The 14,193-nt window shown below is 42.2% G+C and carries 22 protein-coding genes; 8 read left to right on the top strand and 14 right to left on the bottom strand.

Features of this window, described 5'->3' with window-relative positions; genetic code table 11:
• Positions 1–6: 6 nt before the first annotated feature.
• From BTW01_RS09445 to rarD, 3 genes are all read right to left on the bottom strand, one after another.
• A complete protein-coding gene (locus BTW01_RS09445; protein WP_014114096.1) occupies positions 7–357 on the bottom strand; it encodes a YojF family protein in 351 nt (116 codons plus the stop codon).
• On the bottom strand, positions 354–632 hold the full coding sequence (locus BTW01_RS09440) for a hypothetical protein (RefSeq protein ID WP_162102731.1): 279 nt from the start codon (positions 630–632) through the stop codon (positions 354–356). Before BTW01_RS09440 ends, BTW01_RS09445 begins: the two co-directional genes overlap by 4 nt.
• A gap of 75 nt (positions 633–707) precedes the next feature.
• Complete coding sequence (rarD, locus tag BTW01_RS09435; RefSeq protein ID WP_162102730.1) at positions 708–1,604, bottom strand: EamA family transporter RarD; 897 nt, start codon at positions 1,602–1,604, stop codon at positions 708–710.
• Between the two features lie 98 nt (positions 1,605–1,702).
• Between rarD and BTW01_RS09430 the strand changes: the two genes are divergently transcribed.
• Positions 1,703–2,170 (top strand): spore gernimation protein GerT, encoded by a 468-nt coding sequence (locus BTW01_RS09430; protein ID WP_162102729.1) that lies wholly within the window; start codon positions 1,703–1,705, stop codon positions 2,168–2,170.
• Between the two features lie 31 nt (positions 2,171–2,201).
• Here BTW01_RS09430 and BTW01_RS09425 read toward each other — a convergent pair whose 3' ends face one another.
• Together BTW01_RS09425 and yodB are read right to left on the bottom strand one after the other, a co-directional pair.
• Positions 2,202–2,438, bottom strand: a complete 237-nt coding sequence (locus BTW01_RS09425) for a hypothetical protein (RefSeq protein ID WP_162102728.1) — start codon at positions 2,436–2,438, stop codon at positions 2,202–2,204.
• 274 nt (positions 2,439–2,712) lie between these two features.
• Positions 2,713–3,051 (bottom strand): transcriptional regulator YodB, encoded by a 339-nt coding sequence (yodB, locus tag BTW01_RS09420; protein ID WP_162102727.1) that lies wholly within the window; start codon positions 3,049–3,051, stop codon positions 2,713–2,715.
• 128 nt (positions 3,052–3,179) lie between these two features.
• On the opposite strand from yodB, the gene BTW01_RS09415 reads away from it, so the two are divergent.
• Positions 3,180–3,788, top strand: coding sequence for a nitroreductase family protein (locus BTW01_RS09415; protein ID WP_162102726.1), 609 nt, complete (start codon positions 3,180–3,182; stop codon positions 3,786–3,788).
• Positions 3,789–3,833: 45 nt separating this feature from the next.
• Here BTW01_RS09415 and BTW01_RS09410 read toward each other — a convergent pair whose 3' ends face one another.
• Together BTW01_RS09410 and BTW01_RS09405 are read right to left on the bottom strand one after the other, a co-directional pair.
• The gene (locus BTW01_RS09410) at positions 3,834–4,436 is read right to left on the bottom strand and encodes an alpha/beta hydrolase (RefSeq protein ID WP_162102725.1); all 603 of its coding nucleotides are present in this window, start codon (positions 4,434–4,436) and stop codon (positions 3,834–3,836) included.
• A gap of 14 nt (positions 4,437–4,450) precedes the next feature.
• Positions 4,451–5,362, bottom strand: coding sequence for a ring-cleaving dioxygenase (locus BTW01_RS09405; protein ID WP_162102724.1), 912 nt, complete (start codon positions 5,360–5,362; stop codon positions 4,451–4,453).
• A 183-nt stretch (positions 5,363–5,545) separates the two neighbouring features.
• Here BTW01_RS09405 and BTW01_RS09400 point away from each other — a divergent pair, with 183 nt between their 5' ends.
• Both BTW01_RS09400 and BTW01_RS09395 read left to right on the top strand, forming a co-directional pair.
• On the top strand, positions 5,546–5,746 hold the full coding sequence (locus BTW01_RS09400; protein ID WP_162102723.1) for a DUF3311 domain-containing protein: 201 nt from the start codon (positions 5,546–5,548) through the stop codon (positions 5,744–5,746).
• Entirely contained in the window at positions 5,746–7,236 is a 1,491-nt protein-coding gene (locus tag BTW01_RS09395; protein WP_162102722.1) for a sodium:solute symporter family protein, read from the top strand. Before BTW01_RS09400 ends, BTW01_RS09395 begins: the two co-directional genes overlap by 1 nt.
• 36 nt (positions 7,237–7,272) lie before the next feature.
• Here BTW01_RS09395 and ctpA read toward each other — a convergent pair whose 3' ends face one another.
• On the bottom strand, positions 7,273–8,673 hold the full coding sequence (gene ctpA / locus BTW01_RS09390; RefSeq protein WP_162102721.1) for a carboxy-terminal processing protease CtpA: 1,401 nt from the start codon (positions 8,671–8,673) through the stop codon (positions 7,273–7,275).
• A gap of 152 nt (positions 8,674–8,825) precedes the next feature.
• On the opposite strand from ctpA, the gene BTW01_RS09385 reads away from it, so the two are divergent.
• Entirely contained in the window at positions 8,826–9,527 is a 702-nt protein-coding gene (locus BTW01_RS09385; RefSeq protein ID WP_162102720.1) for a class I SAM-dependent methyltransferase, read from the top strand.
• A gap of 87 nt (positions 9,528–9,614) precedes the next feature.
• Positions 9,615–9,866, top strand: a complete 252-nt coding sequence (locus BTW01_RS09380) for a hypothetical protein (protein ID WP_162102719.1) — start codon at positions 9,615–9,617, stop codon at positions 9,864–9,866.
• 58 nt (positions 9,867–9,924) lie between these two features.
• Here BTW01_RS09380 and ldcB read toward each other — a convergent pair whose 3' ends face one another.
• Positions 9,925–10,746, bottom strand: a complete 822-nt coding sequence (ldcB, locus tag BTW01_RS09375) for an LD-carboxypeptidase LdcB (protein ID WP_162102718.1) — start codon at positions 10,744–10,746, stop codon at positions 9,925–9,927.
• An 82-nt stretch (positions 10,747–10,828) separates the two neighbouring features.
• Entirely contained in the window at positions 10,829–11,530 is a 702-nt protein-coding gene (deoD, locus tag BTW01_RS09370) for a purine-nucleoside phosphorylase (protein WP_162102717.1), read from the bottom strand.
• A 196-nt stretch (positions 11,531–11,726) separates the two neighbouring features.
• Here deoD and BTW01_RS09365 point away from each other — a divergent pair, with 196 nt between their 5' ends.
• Positions 11,727–11,852 carry a hypothetical protein gene (locus BTW01_RS09365; protein WP_162102716.1) on the top strand — a complete coding sequence of 42 codons (126 nt, stop codon included), beginning with the start codon at positions 11,727–11,729 and terminating at the stop codon, positions 11,850–11,852.
• 38 nt (positions 11,853–11,890) lie between these two features.
• Here BTW01_RS09365 and yodL read toward each other — a convergent pair whose 3' ends face one another.
• The 3 genes from yodL to BTW01_RS09350 all read right to left on the bottom strand — a co-directional run bounded on the left by yodL (position 11,891) and on the right by BTW01_RS09350 (position 13,133).
• Positions 11,891–12,205, bottom strand: coding sequence for a shape determination protein YodL (yodL, locus tag BTW01_RS09360; protein WP_162102715.1), 315 nt, complete (start codon positions 12,203–12,205; stop codon positions 11,891–11,893).
• A gap of 60 nt (positions 12,206–12,265) precedes the next feature.
• A complete protein-coding gene (locus BTW01_RS09355; protein WP_162102714.1) occupies positions 12,266–12,877 on the bottom strand; it encodes a phosphatase PAP2 family protein in 612 nt (203 codons plus the stop codon).
• A gap of 79 nt (positions 12,878–12,956) precedes the next feature.
• Positions 12,957–13,133 (bottom strand): YozD family protein, encoded by a 177-nt coding sequence (locus BTW01_RS09350; protein WP_162102713.1) that lies wholly within the window; start codon positions 13,131–13,133, stop codon positions 12,957–12,959.
• Between the two features lie 119 nt (positions 13,134–13,252).
• Between BTW01_RS09350 and BTW01_RS09345 the strand changes: the two genes are divergently transcribed.
• The gene (locus tag BTW01_RS09345; protein WP_162102712.1) at positions 13,253–13,396 is read left to right on the top strand and encodes a hypothetical protein; all 144 of its coding nucleotides are present in this window, start codon (positions 13,253–13,255) and stop codon (positions 13,394–13,396) included.
• Here the strand turns inward: BTW01_RS09345 and BTW01_RS09340 are convergent.
• Positions 13,393–14,073 carry a hypothetical protein gene (locus BTW01_RS09340; RefSeq protein WP_162102711.1) on the bottom strand — a complete coding sequence of 227 codons (681 nt, stop codon included), beginning with the start codon at positions 14,071–14,073 and terminating at the stop codon, positions 13,393–13,395. The two genes, BTW01_RS09345 and BTW01_RS09340, sit on opposite strands and share 4 nt — an antisense overlap.
• Between the last annotated feature and the right edge of the window lie 120 nt (positions 14,074–14,193).

The raw sequence follows: 14,193 nt of genomic DNA, 5'->3' as shown, positions 1-14,193 counted from the left end.
TTTTCTTTAAACTGTGAACGGTTTTTCACTGATTTGCAGAGAAATAGCCAGTTTACCGCCCGGCAGGTGTCCCGCCATTAATAAACGGTTATCTTCATCAATTGTATATTCAGTTAAGCCTTCAGCATAAATCCAGCCTTCTTCTGTTTTTAAGCCGACACGGTAAGGTCCGCTGCCTTTGATTTTTGCCTGATGGTAGGTAACTTTTGCATTGCGGATATAAGCAACAACTGTCATGTTTTTCTCGTTTAAGTGCGCTGAATAAGAACCGGTTGTGGTTTCTAAATGGATATACACAGGACGGTCCGCATATCGCTCTAAAGATGCTTGCACATCTTCTTTTATGATTGCTTTCATAATTGCTCCCCTCTTTCTTCTTTTACATGCTCTGCACGTTCTGTATGTAATTTGACCAGTTGATATTTTGCAGCTGGTTCGAGCTGTGAATTCACAATGCGCTGGATCGCGGCAACGTATTTTTCCAGCAGCGGTTTTCGGAGTCTCGGATGTGTTCGTTTATCCAAGAGCTCAAGATCAATCGCCTCTGCTAGCGCTTCGGCGTCATCACTTGCGAGAGATCGGTTATTCCAAAGTGAAGCGTAGGCTTTCACTATCTCTTTATCATTGTCCATCGTCGTGCTCCTTTATGTCTTACATACATGAAATGATTATACATAATATACGCATCAGCTGAAAAGCCAAAGGCCTCAATGGCTTTTTGACGCCCGTTTCCACTTTACCTGTGCAAACGTAAACAAGATGAGCGCAGCCCATATACAACTGAATGTAAAAGCCTTTGAGCTTGAAAATGGTTCATGGTAAACAAACAGCCCAATCAGCAAGGTAATGGTCGGTGCAATGTATTGTAAAATACCGACTTGATACAGCGGCAGCCGTTTTGCTCCTTCTGCAAACAATAATAGCGGCAAAGCCGTAAATACACCAGCAAAAAAGAGAAGCAGCCACATCCCTCCGCTTTCTGCAGCCGTTTGCTGAACATGGCCGCTTATCAGCAAATATCCCAAAGCAAATGGCATAATCAAAAGCGTTTCCAGTGTTAAACCGATGGCGCTCGGCAGATTTGTTCTTTTTTTACTTAACCCATAAAGACCAAAGCTGAATGCGAGCAGAAGCGCGACATAAGGAATAGATCCATATTGGAACGCAGAGATGATGACGCCCGCCGCCGCAATCGAAACTGCCACCAGTTGCAGGCGAGTCAGTTTTTCCCTTAAAAATAAAATGCCAAGGAGCACTGATACAAGCGGATTTATATAATAGCCAAGGCTAGCCTCAAGCAAAAAGCCATGATTGACAGCCCATATGTATACAAACCAGTTAATCGAAATCAGGATAGACGCAAGAAATAAAGAAAGGATGCCCCCGTTCTTTTTCAAAGAGCGCAGTTCCTGCCACCCTCTCTTTCCTTGCCGCAAGAAAAAAAGCACGATACACATAAAAACAAAAGACCATACCATACGGTGAGCCAAAATATCAAGAGCCGGCAGCTGTTCGAGAAGCCTCCAATAGAGCGGAAACAACCCCCACATAATAAAGGAAACAGCTGTGTAAACAACGCCTTTTTTTGTTTCTGAATTTTGCATGTAAATTCCCGCCTTTCTTTAGAGCATCTTATATTATATCACGTGAAAGATCAGGCGGGCATATACTATTTTGTCCATGAAGAAAGGGTGTGACGACGATGTTTGAGTGGAACAAATACTTTCCTTTCCAAAACCAATTTTCTAAAGATGCTTTAAAAAAAGCGGATCCAAAAGAAGTGGAGACCTATGTAAATCGTGTGATGGAAAGTGTATTCGGCAGTGACTATGCAGCTCAATTTCCTTTCCGTGATCCACTCCCCAAAAAAGAACAGCACGATAAACCTGAACCTGAACCTAAACCCGATATTGATATATTCGAAACAGCAGACCATGTGTTTATAAAGGTGCCGATCAATGAAGATCAGCTGGAACAGATGAGAATCAAACATACATCTCACGAATTATGGTTAGACGATTTTCCGCATACAGGTCAGCAAAAAAAAATTCCCCTCCCATGTTTAGTCAAACGCAAAGGAACAAAAGCTGTCTATAAGGATGACCTTCTGGAAGTTATGTTTCAAAAGCAGCAAGATTACAATATGTCCGAGGTAGAAATCATCCGATAAAAAACGGCCTGCGCTATGCAGGCCGTTTTTATTAATAGAAGCCGGGATATCCGCCGTATGGCACGCCGGCACCAAAACCGTACGCTCCGCCTCCGTATCCATAAGGGCCAGGCGGGTAGGCATAGGGACGAGGAGCATTAAACAGAGCACTCCCGAGAAAACCGCCTAATAAGCCGCCGACTAAAGGAGCCCCAAACAAGAAAGGATTGCGCGCCGGATATCCGACTGGATCTGGGTGCTCACGATAATATAAATGATGAGGGTACATGATTTTTCCTCCTTTTGTCTGCCTATTCGTAACGTATTCAACAATGGAGAAAAACGATTGGGCTAATGTAAGGTAAACGGGGATCTGACTGTACATTGCATGGCGAGATACATGCTCATGCCAAGTGAAACGTTACGATCTTTTTTTACAGATTGCCCTATACCTACTTATAAATCGTAAAAATCATTTCAGAAATATAAAAAGCCATGTAAGGCATCAATCCCTTACATGGCTTTATTATTGAAACAAGGCTCAGTACCTGACGCCTCTTTCCTTATTTCTCTTCTTCGCACACTGAATCACCAGGCTCACAAAATTGATCAGCCCACACCTGCATCTCTTGGAATACAGCTTGAAGCGCTGTTCCTTTATTCGTCAGCGTGTAGATCACTTTGACCGGCGTTTCAGGGAGAACCTGACGTTCGACAATCTCGTTTTGTTCAAGCTCCTTAAGGCGCTCTGCCAGCATTTTTTGGCTGATCATCGGTATTGTTTCTGTTATCTCTTTAAACCGTTTCGGCCCATCCATAAGCACATGGATGATCAGACCGTTCCATCGTTTTCCCAGCAGCGAGAAAGCTGATTCCATTTTAGGACACATTGTATATCCCACAAGTCTTCATCCCTTCATCTATCGATTGACATGTATTCAATGAACCTTTACAATAATCTTCAAGTTACATTTAGTAAGCTTCTAACTTTTCTATTATCATACCACGTTTATCCGAAGGAGGAAACATTATGACGAATACTCTGGATGTTTTACAGGCACGTGCATCTGTGAAGGAATATGATACAAACGCCTCGATCTCTAAAGAAGAGCTGACTGAACTATTGGATCTTGCTGCTAAAGCGCCTTCAGCTTGGAACCTTCAACATTGGCATTTTACAGTATTCCACAGTGATGAATCAAAAGCGGCGCTTCTTCCTGTAGCGTATAATCAAAAACAAATTATTGAGTCTTCTGCTGTTGTTGCTATTTTAGGTGATTTAAAAGCAAATGAAAATGGTGAAGAAGTTTACGCTGAATTAGCAAGCCAAGGTTATATTACAGATGACATTAAACAAACATTGCTCGGCCAAATTAATGGTGCTTACCAAAGCGAAGAATTCGCGCGTGACGCCGCATTCTTAAATGCTTCTTTAGCCGCTATGCAGCTTATGATTGCCGCAAAAGCCAAAGGTTATGACACTTGCGCAATCGGCGGATTTAACAAAGAGCAATTCCAAAAACAATTTGATATCAGCGAGCGCTTTGTTCCGGTTATGCTTATCTCGATCGGAAAAGCAGTAAAACCCGCTCACCAAAGCAACCGCTTGCCGCTTTCAAAAGTGTCAACTTGGCTGTAAAGATATGAAAAACCTTAGTCCGGCATCCGGGCTAAGGTTTTTTCATTATATAATCGTATCTTTGTACCACTCGCGAGCTTGTTCAGCTTCATGCTGCGTCAGCTGATGGCCCCCATCCTGCCAGAAAACAGAGGCTGATGCCCCGCTGTCATGTAAATAGCGAAGGAGCTCTTCTGATTCTTCCTTCGTGCAGAGAGGGTCGTATTTTCCGGCACCGATAAAAACAGGGAGCCCCGTCATATCAGGCAGCTCGTGACCGCGAATCGGCACCATCGGATGATGCAGAATAGCCCCTTTTACCACATCTTTATAATGGAAAAGAAGGCTTGCCGCAATATTTGCGCCGTTTGAATAACCAACCGCAATCACTCGGCCGCGGTCAAATTGATGCGTTTCTGCAGCCTCGTCGATAAAATCTTTCAATTCTCTTGTCCGTTCCACAAGATCCTTTTCATCAAAGACACCTTCACTCAGACGTCTGAAAAACCGCGGCATTCCATTTTCAAGCACTGATCCCCTGACACCCAGCAAATGGGCATGAGGATCTATAAACCGTCCTAATGAAAGCAAATCGTGTTCATTTCCGCCAGTGCCATGCAATAGCAAAAGTACGTTATCTGATGTTCCTTTTTCATAAATATGCTTCATCATAAATTCTCCTTTTAAAGTTTAGGCAAAACGTCTGTAATTTGTTGTCTATGTTTCTCCAGCCATTCAGGCAGTTTCAATGAAGTCCCCAGCTCATCAAACGTTTCATCTGTCATAAAGCCCGGTTCATCTGTGGCGATTTCAAATAAGATACCGCCTTTTTCCCTAAAATAAACGGATGTAAAATATTCTCTATCAAGAATTTCTGAGGAAGGAAGATGGTTTTCTGCAATGACAGGCAGCCATTTTGGCTGTTCCTCTTTCGGTGTCCGAAACGCTATATGATGGACCGTGCCATAACCTCCCACCCCTCTTTTTTCAGGATGTAAATGTACATCAATCACGCCGCCAATGGCTGCTGAAGATGTCAGTCTGACAATCTGGCCTTCTTGCGCCGCTTTGATGTATCCAAGGCTTTCAGTTAACAATTGAATCGTCGCCTGCGGGTCATAGGAATACAGCAGTACACCTTTCATTCCTGTAATGGCTTCATGTGTTGAAATACCGTCAGGCGTCCACTCGCTGCTGCCGCTATTCACATCCTCCATGATGGCTAGCGGAAGGTCTTCCGTATCATTAAAAATAAGACTCTTTTCACCGAATAATGTTTTCTCCTCAAGATTCAGCCCATTGCTCTCAAGACGTTCCTTCCAAAAAGCCAGGGAGCCTTTGGGAACTGAAAAGTATACCCGACCCGCTTGGCCTTTGCCTACCGTTCCCTGTCCGCTTCCTTGGAACGGAAAAAAGGTCATAATTGTACCGGGATCACCCTTGTGATTCCCGAAGTAAAAATGATATGTTCCCGGATCATCAAAATTTACCGTTTTTTTAACAAGCCTGAGTCCAAGCACTTCTGTATAAAATCGCAAGTTTTCTTGCGGATCTCTGGCAAATGCTGTGACATGGTGTAATCCTTCTGTTTTCATTTTCTCACTCCTATTTATCTCGATTTCAAGATATCCATTATTTTAAACCCTTAAAAGAAAGGATGCAAACGATGTGTTTTGTTTAAATAATTGAAAAAATCATTTTTTTCTAATAATTATCTTGTGATCTTTTCTTACAACTGCTATTATAGTGAGCATTATCATGTTTCAGGAGGAAAGTAAATGGTTAAAAAAGCACTTATTGTTATTCTCATTCTTTTGCCATTCGCACAACTTGCATTATTACCGCTTGTGAATCGAATTGAACCGATTCTATTCGGCCTTCCTTTTTTCCACTTTTGGCTGCTGCTGTGGATTATCATTACGCCGTTATGCTCGTTTGGCATTTATCAAATGCAAAAAAAAGATGGAGGACTTAAATAATGCAAGGGAATCTCACTGCACTTCTCATTACAGCTATTATCGTTTTAACCGTGGTCTGTATCGGATTTCTTGCCGGAAGAGACAAATCCTCACGCACTTCGGTGGAAGAATGGTCTGTCGGCGGCAGACGCTTCGGCGGCCTTCTCGTCTGGTTTTTAGTAGGTGCTGACCTCTATACCGCCTATACTTTTTTAGGGCTGACCAGTACTGCTTATACAGGCGGAAGTGTAGCATTTTTCGCCATCCCTTATTCTGTGTTGGCTTACTTTATCGCCTACTTCTTTCTGCCAAAACTTTGGAAAGTTGCGAAAGTTCATAAATTAACAACACTGGCGGATTACGCCCGGGAACGTTTTGACAGTAAGCTTTTAGCAAGCCTTGTTGCGATCGTCGGTGTGCTCATGCTTATTCCGTATATCTGCCTTCAGCTGAGCGGCATTCAAGATACGCTTCAAGTTGCCGGCACCGGATATATTAATGTACAATTCGTTGTCATCATTTCATTTATTCTTGTTGCTCTTTACACATTTTTCAGCGGGATTAAAGGGCCTACATTTACAGCGATTATTAAAGACATTTTAGTGTGGGTGATTATGCTGTTTATGGTGGTGTCCCTCCCCCTCATTCATTTTAACGGCTGGACACCGATGATTGACACGTTAGTAAAGGAAGCGCCGCAAATGCTGACGATACCTGCAGAAGGGCCAAAAGGCATTCCTTGGTTTATCACAGCATCTATCGTTTCCGCTCTAGCACTTTTTATGTGGGCACATGCCGCTACAGGCGTTTTCACAGCAAAAAGCGCCGAGACAGTTAGAAAAAACAGCATGTTTTTACCGCTTTATAATATTGTGTTAATTTTGGTCATTTTTCTTGGGTTTATCGCCTTTCTTGTTCTGCCGGAAGATACAAATCCAAGACTGGCGCTGCTTCATTTGATTCAAACATCTTACGGCGGCGTGGCACAAGGTTTTGCATATGCTACAATTGCTCTCGCTTCTTTGATTCCTTGTTCGATCATGGCGATCGGAGCATCCAATTTATTCGCCAATAACTTGTACCGTGATTTAATTCATCCGAATGTGTCTCAAAGCAGGCTGACCTTAGTCACACGTTCAATGGTGTTTGTAGTCATCGGTCTTGCGCTTCTGTTCGGAATGCTTTTCCCGACTGCCTTAGTGACACTCCAGCTATTAGGTGTATCCGGAATGGTTCAAATCTTCCCGGCAATTGTTGTCAGCCTATTCTGGAAGCATCAATCGAAAGAAGCGACGGTTATCGGATTATTAGTCGGCCTTGCAGTTACGTTTATTGTGTATACCACTCAATCCGCACATGGGATTTATGAAGGATTCTGGGGATTGGCCGCCAACATGATCGCTGTCGTTATTTTGAATCCGCTTTTCGTTCAAAAGGCAGGATCCAATCCTGTTATTGAAGGGTTATTTGGTAAAAAACAAGATGCTAATCCGAATCAAAAGGGTGCATAAAAAAACCATACGCGGCGGCTGCCGCGTATGGTTTTTTTACATTTCTTTTTTCAGTTTTTTAATTGCTGTTTCCATTTGCGTATCATTATTAGACAGCTTTTTTTGAAGTTCTGTCATTAACTTTGTTGTTGTATCGCCAGTCAGTATGCCTGTTTCTTTCAGCTTCTCTTTTTTCTGGAACTGTTTAACGGCAGATACAAAGTCCTGGTCAAACGAACTGTTAACCTTTACCTTGTAGCCAAGTGCTTTGAGCATTTGCTGTGCAACTTTGACGTTTGTGCCTGAATCACCTGATTTATACGTTTTATCCGCGTCCAAATACGGCAGCTTCGCGTAATCAGGCAGTTCTGCTTTCACTTGAGGTTTAATTCCTTTTTTGTGAATCCATTCGCCGTCGGCAGTCAGCCATTTAGCAACTGTCAGCTTGACGTTGGAGCCATCATCATATTCTTTTGCTGTTTGCACTGTGCCTTTGCCAAACGTCGTTTCACCGATTAACGGTATGCCTGACGATTCATGAAGGGCAGCTGCCATAATTTCCGCAGCGCTTGCTGTGCCGTCATTAACTAAAACGACGGTCGGCTTAGTGACTTTTCGTTCTTTTTCAGCCTTCATGACTTCTTTTGAGCCGTTTTTATATTCAACCTGCATGATGTTTTTACCCTTGTCAATAAACAGGTTGCTCATTGCAATCGCCTGCTCCATTAAGCCGCCCGGGTTGCCCCTTAAGTCTAAAATATAGCCTTTGGCGCCTTTTTTCTCTAAACCGTCAATCGCATCCGTCAGCTCTTTAGCAGTTGTCTCAGAGAAAGAAGTGATTTGGATTTCGCCGATGTTATTGTCTTTCATCTCTGAATAGACGGTTTCTACAGGAATGGTATCGCGCTTAATGGAAAGATCGATATTTCCGACTCCGGCTCTGTTCAGCTCAAGCTTCACTTTTGAGCCCTTCTTGCCGCGGATTAAAGCAACAGCTTCATTTACATTCATACCTTTGACGCTTTTGCCGTCAACCTTTAGGATTTGGTCCCTTGGTTTGATTCCGGCTTTTTCAGCAGGAGAACCTTTAATGGGCGACACAATAAGGATGTTTCCGTCTTTCTCCTCTACTTGGGCCCCGATTCCTTCAAAGGATGCAGAAATCGTCTCGTCGAATGATTTTGCTGCCTCTTGATCCATATACGTGGAATACGGATCATCCAGAGATTGAATCATTCCTTTAATTGCTCCGTCTACTAATTTGTCATCGTCTGTTTTTTGGTAATAATCACTTTTGATTTGCTCATACGCTTTATTTAATTTGCCGAACTTGCTGTCTCCTGTGCCTGCTGATTTTTGGCCTAGGATGCTTGAATTGCCCGTAATAAACAAAGTAAGCGCTGAAGCGACAACCGCAGTGATCAGCACAATAAAAAACAGTTTTAATTGCCGTTTCAATTAAACACCACCTTTTTCTTCTTACAATATTATCATGGACGAATCCTTATTCGTCAACTCGGAGCAGAAATGAAAGAGAAACGCCCTTCTTTCGCTTTTCATAAACCTATACCTTTATACGACATATGATAAGGAAAAAGGAGGATTCAATATTGAGCCGATATTTAGAAATGCTGTCCTTATTCGGTGTCGCTGGAGCACATCCGGGCGGGCTGGCTTTTTCAAAAGCAATCTTGCAAAAGGCTGCACTTTCCCCGAATCAGCCGATTCTTGATGCCGGATGCGGAACAGGCCAAACCGCGGCTTACTTAGGACATTTACTGTATCCTGTAACAGTCGTTGATAAAGACCCTATTATGCTTCAGAAAGCGAAAAATAGATTTACAAATGAAGGGCTTGCCATCCCTGCATATCAGGCAGAGCTGGAACACCTCCCATTTTCTTCTGAGTCCTTTTCCTGCATCCTGTCAGAATCGGTCCTCAGTTTTTCCGATCTGACATCCTCTCTTCAAGAAATTGCAAGAGTATTAACCCCCGGCGGGATGCTGATTGGTATAGAAGCAGCCTTAAAAAAACCAATGCCCCCAGCAGAAAAAAAGCAAATGATGGATTTCTACGGTTTTACTTGCTTACATGAAGAAGCTGAGTGGCATAAAACCTTGAAGTCTTGTGGCTTTCAAAGGACTGAGGCGATAACACTTCTTCCGGATGACATGGAATTTGAACCAACGACAGAAATGGATTTATCGCAATCGATTGCTCCTATTTATTATGATACGCTGCAAACACATTATGAACTCATGCAGATATATAGTGAGTATTTAGGGCATTGTATCTTTATCGCGCACAAGTAAAACGGCGAATCCCCCCCTGTTTTCGTCCAACCTTTTTCTCCCATCTATCATATGCTGATAGAAAGTCAGGATAGGAGGGAAACAATATTGGAAAGATATTATCATCTTTGCAGAAACCATCAAGGTAGAGTTGTCAGGATTACAGAGAGAGGCGGAAGAGTTCACGTCGGCAAAATTACCCGTGTCACAAGAGACAGAGTTTTTATAGCTCCGACCGGCGGAGGGCCAAGAGGTTTCGGTTACGGGTATTGGGGCGGTTATTGGGGTTATGGAGCGGCTTACGGTATTTCCCTCGGTTTAATTACAGGGGTCGCTCTGGCTGGTTTATTCTTCTGGTAATCATGAAACAACCAGACACAATGAAGCCCGCTTATTCATCGTAAGCGGGCTTTTCCTTTTAAATTTTCTTCACTTTTTCAAAGTACTCTTCCAGCGTTAAATCATGATCATGAATGACCTTTGCTGCCTTTTTGCCTACATAGCGCAGATGCCATGGCTCATACTCATATTTCGTAATATCTTCTTTATCTTTCGGATAGCGAATGATAAAGCCATATTTATAAGCATTGTCCTGAACCCATTTTCCATCGGCCGTACCGCCAAATGCTTCATTTAACTCGAAACCATTGCTTCGGCTTGAGATATCCATCGCAAGTCCTGTTTGGTGCTCGCTTTCTCCTGGATAAGCGACCGCTTCCCTTGCCTTCTTTTCCCCTTTTAAGCTGACTTCGTTATCAAAAATGACTTTCTGTCTGTCATATGCACGGTAGCCTGAGACAGCTGCCAGTTCATAGCCTTCCTTTTTCGCAGCATCGAACAACGTTTTTAATGCGTCGGCCGCTTCCTTTCTGATATAACGTTTTTGAATCTTTTCCGCAAAAGAAAACTCTACATCAGGAATGACTAGATCACTAGGCTCATAGTTTCCTGGCAATGCGTATTGTTTATTGACGAGCGCAAGGATGTTTTCTGGATTTTGAATGGTTTCCAGACCGTCCACCTTTTTAACATCATTGAAATATTTGCTTTCCAATGAAAACGCACTGTCCTGAGTGTTTGCTTTTTTGCTGTCAGCTGTTTTTTGTTCTGTTTGCTTTGTTTCTGCTGTGGTTTTCGTATCCTTTTGAGCATCTCCGTTTGACATGCTGCATCCGGCTCCGACTAATGCCGTCACACTCAGAGCGGCTGCCAGCGAGAACCACTTACCGGTCTTTTTCATACTCCATTACCTTCCTTTTATCAATCGTTTCCGCATTCATAAAGAAGAGGCTGCCGGCATCCAGCACGCCTCTTGATTTATTTTATTGTGATACGGAATGTAAAGCCACTTCTATCATATCATGAAATGTCGTTTGACGCTCTTCCGCTGTCGTTTCTTCTCCTGTTAATACGTGATCGCTCACGGTGAGAATTGACAGCGCTTTTCTTCCGTGTTTCGCCGCTAATGTATATAGTGCAGTCGTTTCCATCTCAACGCCAAGCACTCCGTATTTTGCAAGCTTTTCAATTTGCGAATCGTCGTTGTAGAACTGATCAGCTGTAAATACGCTTCCTACAGTCACCGGTACGTCTTTAGCCTTGGCAGCAGCATAGGCATTGTTCAGAAGCTCAAAATCTGCGCAAGGCGCGAAATCAATGCTCCCGAAAGCGACTCTGTTCATTTGTGAATCAGTTGAGGAAGTCATAGCCAAAATGACGTCCCGCACTTTGACATCTTTACGGATAGCACCGCAAGAGCCTACTCTTATTAAATTTTGCACATCATAGCTTTGAATTAATTCATTCACATAAATTGAAATAGACGGAATGCCCATTCCCGTACCTTGTACGGAGATTTTTTTGCCTTTATATGTACCCGTAAATCCATACATGCCTCTGACTTTATTATAGCATTCTACATTTTCTAGATATGTTTCAGCGATAAATTTTGCTCTGAGAGGATCTCCCGGCAAAAGCACTGTATCCGCAATTTGGCCTTTTTCAGCACCTATATGTACACTCATCTCATATCCTCCTCTAAATTATCATCCAGTCCGTTCATTTTACAACGAATGTCATGATGAGACAAACTTCAGCATTGATTATAAAGGAATATTATAAAAAAAGAAATGTTACGGAATGGTTTGGACACTTCCTGAGAAAAACAGGATAATTGAGCCGGTTATTTGAAAACCTAACCGCAGGAAGGAGGGATGAGACATGGGTAAAAAACAGCGCAACCGGATCACCGGCCAAAAAAAGAACAATCATATACCTGCAAAAGACGTGATTGCAGCTGAAGAGGCACACGAGAAAGAGCATTCCCCTGCCAAACGCAAGCCTTAAACTGCAGAAAACTGCGGAAATCCGCAGTTTTCTTTTTGTTATGTCGTTTGTACAATCAGACGATTGATTTTTCTCCATCCAGCGGGAAGCAGTTTATAATATGTTTTTCCTTTTCTGCCTTCATCAATCAGAATCACGTCCCCTGTGGCCATAAATCTCGCAACATAATCACTTGGAACGGTGTCAAATACATTAAACAAAGAAAATGCTCTTTTCAGTACGTCTTGATGATCGCTCCCGTTGAGTTCAGTTCGATAGACGGCTCTATAGCCCTTTTTTTCGCCAAATCGGGGTGTTTGGAATATTGTCACGTCATAGAAACAAGACTTCTTTTTAAACACGGATAACATCATCAAGATCCCCTCCCTTTTATTTCTTTAACATATTAGCGTTTTTGCCACGTTCTCCTCTCTCTATTTTTGTCGAAACAACTTCATCTTTTCGCCAAAACCTTTTACTAGGAAAAACAGAAATAAGCCGAAGCTAAAGCCTCCTAACACGTCTGTCACAAAATGAACCCCCAGATAGACCCTGCTTATGCCGACCAAAACTGTAATGACACCAGCAATGGTATATACTATTTTTTTATGTTTGGTCAAAAACGGGAAATGTTTTATGAAAAAGTAAGCAGCGACTGGGTAGACATAGGCAGCGTTCATAGAGTGGCCGCTCGGAAAGCTGAAGGATGATTCATGAACCAATGGCGCAAAGTCAGGCCTCATTCGTTCAATCCATTCTTTGAAGACTGTGTTTAACAGTCGATCGGCCCCGAATCCCAAGAGAATCAAAAGACCATGCCATGTTTTTCTGTAAAAAAACAGACCGGCTCCAATGATTACGATAAGAGGGAGCAGGAAAGAAGAAGTACCAAGATGTGAGATCCCTTTCATGACATCATTAATCCATGGCTGACGGATCAAAATAGCTGCCTTACTTATCGCTTCATCTGCAGATTGAACAGCATTTGTATGAATGACCGCAGCTAGAAAAAGAAAGAAAAGAAACAGACTAACGGGCTTGTACAACAATTAGATCACCTCGTTTTTCACAGAAGTCATAGAACACGAATAACAAAACCGGAGCTAACCGCTCCGGTTCTAAGCCTCAATCATCTTCATCCAGCTCTTCATCTATCATACATTTTTCTATCAAATAATCAAAGGTAATATCGGCGATTTCAAACAGCTCATTCTCACCCGGTATGTAGCCCCGTCTTGCAAGCTCTCTGTAAAAAAATTCAGCGATTTCTTCCGTATCAATTACAAGATCTATTTCTTTCATCTCCGTACCGCCTCCTTTTTTATGTTTTATGAAAAAACAGGCTGAATTATACCCGGGTTCTAAACAATTCTTTCAGTCATATACATTGAATAAAAACAAGCCATGGGAGGCTAACGAAAATGATTGCTAAAATGATGGAAGCACTGGACGGAGACAGATTTGATATTCTCATGGAAAAAACGCTCAAAAAAATGACACATGTAATGATTTGGGGCTGTCTGCCTTATTTTTTATATGTTTTGATCCGTTTATTCGCAAACTAACTAAAATGCTCTTTTAAACTTTCCAAAACAAAAATCATCATATCTTTATATTCTTCATCTTGAAACATGTCGTACAAAATTTTGTAGTCATTATAAATATCCAGAAGCTCATCTACAATTGATACAGCAAGGATATGAAGGGTATCTTGATCATCACCATCGCCTTCAAACTGAAGAAGAGCAGACGATGCAATATCTTCGCCGATCTCATGGCCAGTTTCTCCGACATAGTGGACAAACAAAAGCTGATGGACAAACTGGTCCATTTCATATTTTCTCAGCACCAGCGTGAGATCCTCTTCCTCCGTTTCAAGCCACTCTCCATCCTTTAAACGAGTCAGCTCATAAATGATATCTTCCCACCCATCTTCTAAATATCTCCAAATTTCTGTTCTATGGCCAATAATGCGAAAGAGTTCTTTTCCATAATCTTTTACATAAACGACATCCCCAATAAGGAATTCATACTCAATATCAAGTTTTTCCATGTCGACAATGACACCTTCATAATCTTTATAAAGCTGAATAGACGATTCAAAGTATAAGACTTCATTATGATTGACTTCATAAAGATAGTGTTTATCAATTTGGTGTACTTTTGTGACAGTGCCGACTGTTCCATACATAATGACGACTACGATATCCCCTACTTGAAATTTCGGTTTATTTTGCTTCATGGTGTCTCCCCCTCGCCGCAACATTTCTCATACGCTATCGTATGCCGAGTGACGCAAATTCGCATGGGCATGAAAACCAAAGGGAATATCCAATTATAGAGTGGGTAAAGACATAAAAAA

This window comes from Bacillus sp. SKDU12, assembly GCF_010093085.1.
Taxonomy (GTDB): domain Bacteria; phylum Bacillota; class Bacilli; order Bacillales; family Bacillaceae; genus Bacillus; species Bacillus mexicanus.
The sequence above is the reverse complement of the archived record's forward strand: the minus strand, read 5'-3'. Positions and strand labels throughout refer to the sequence as shown.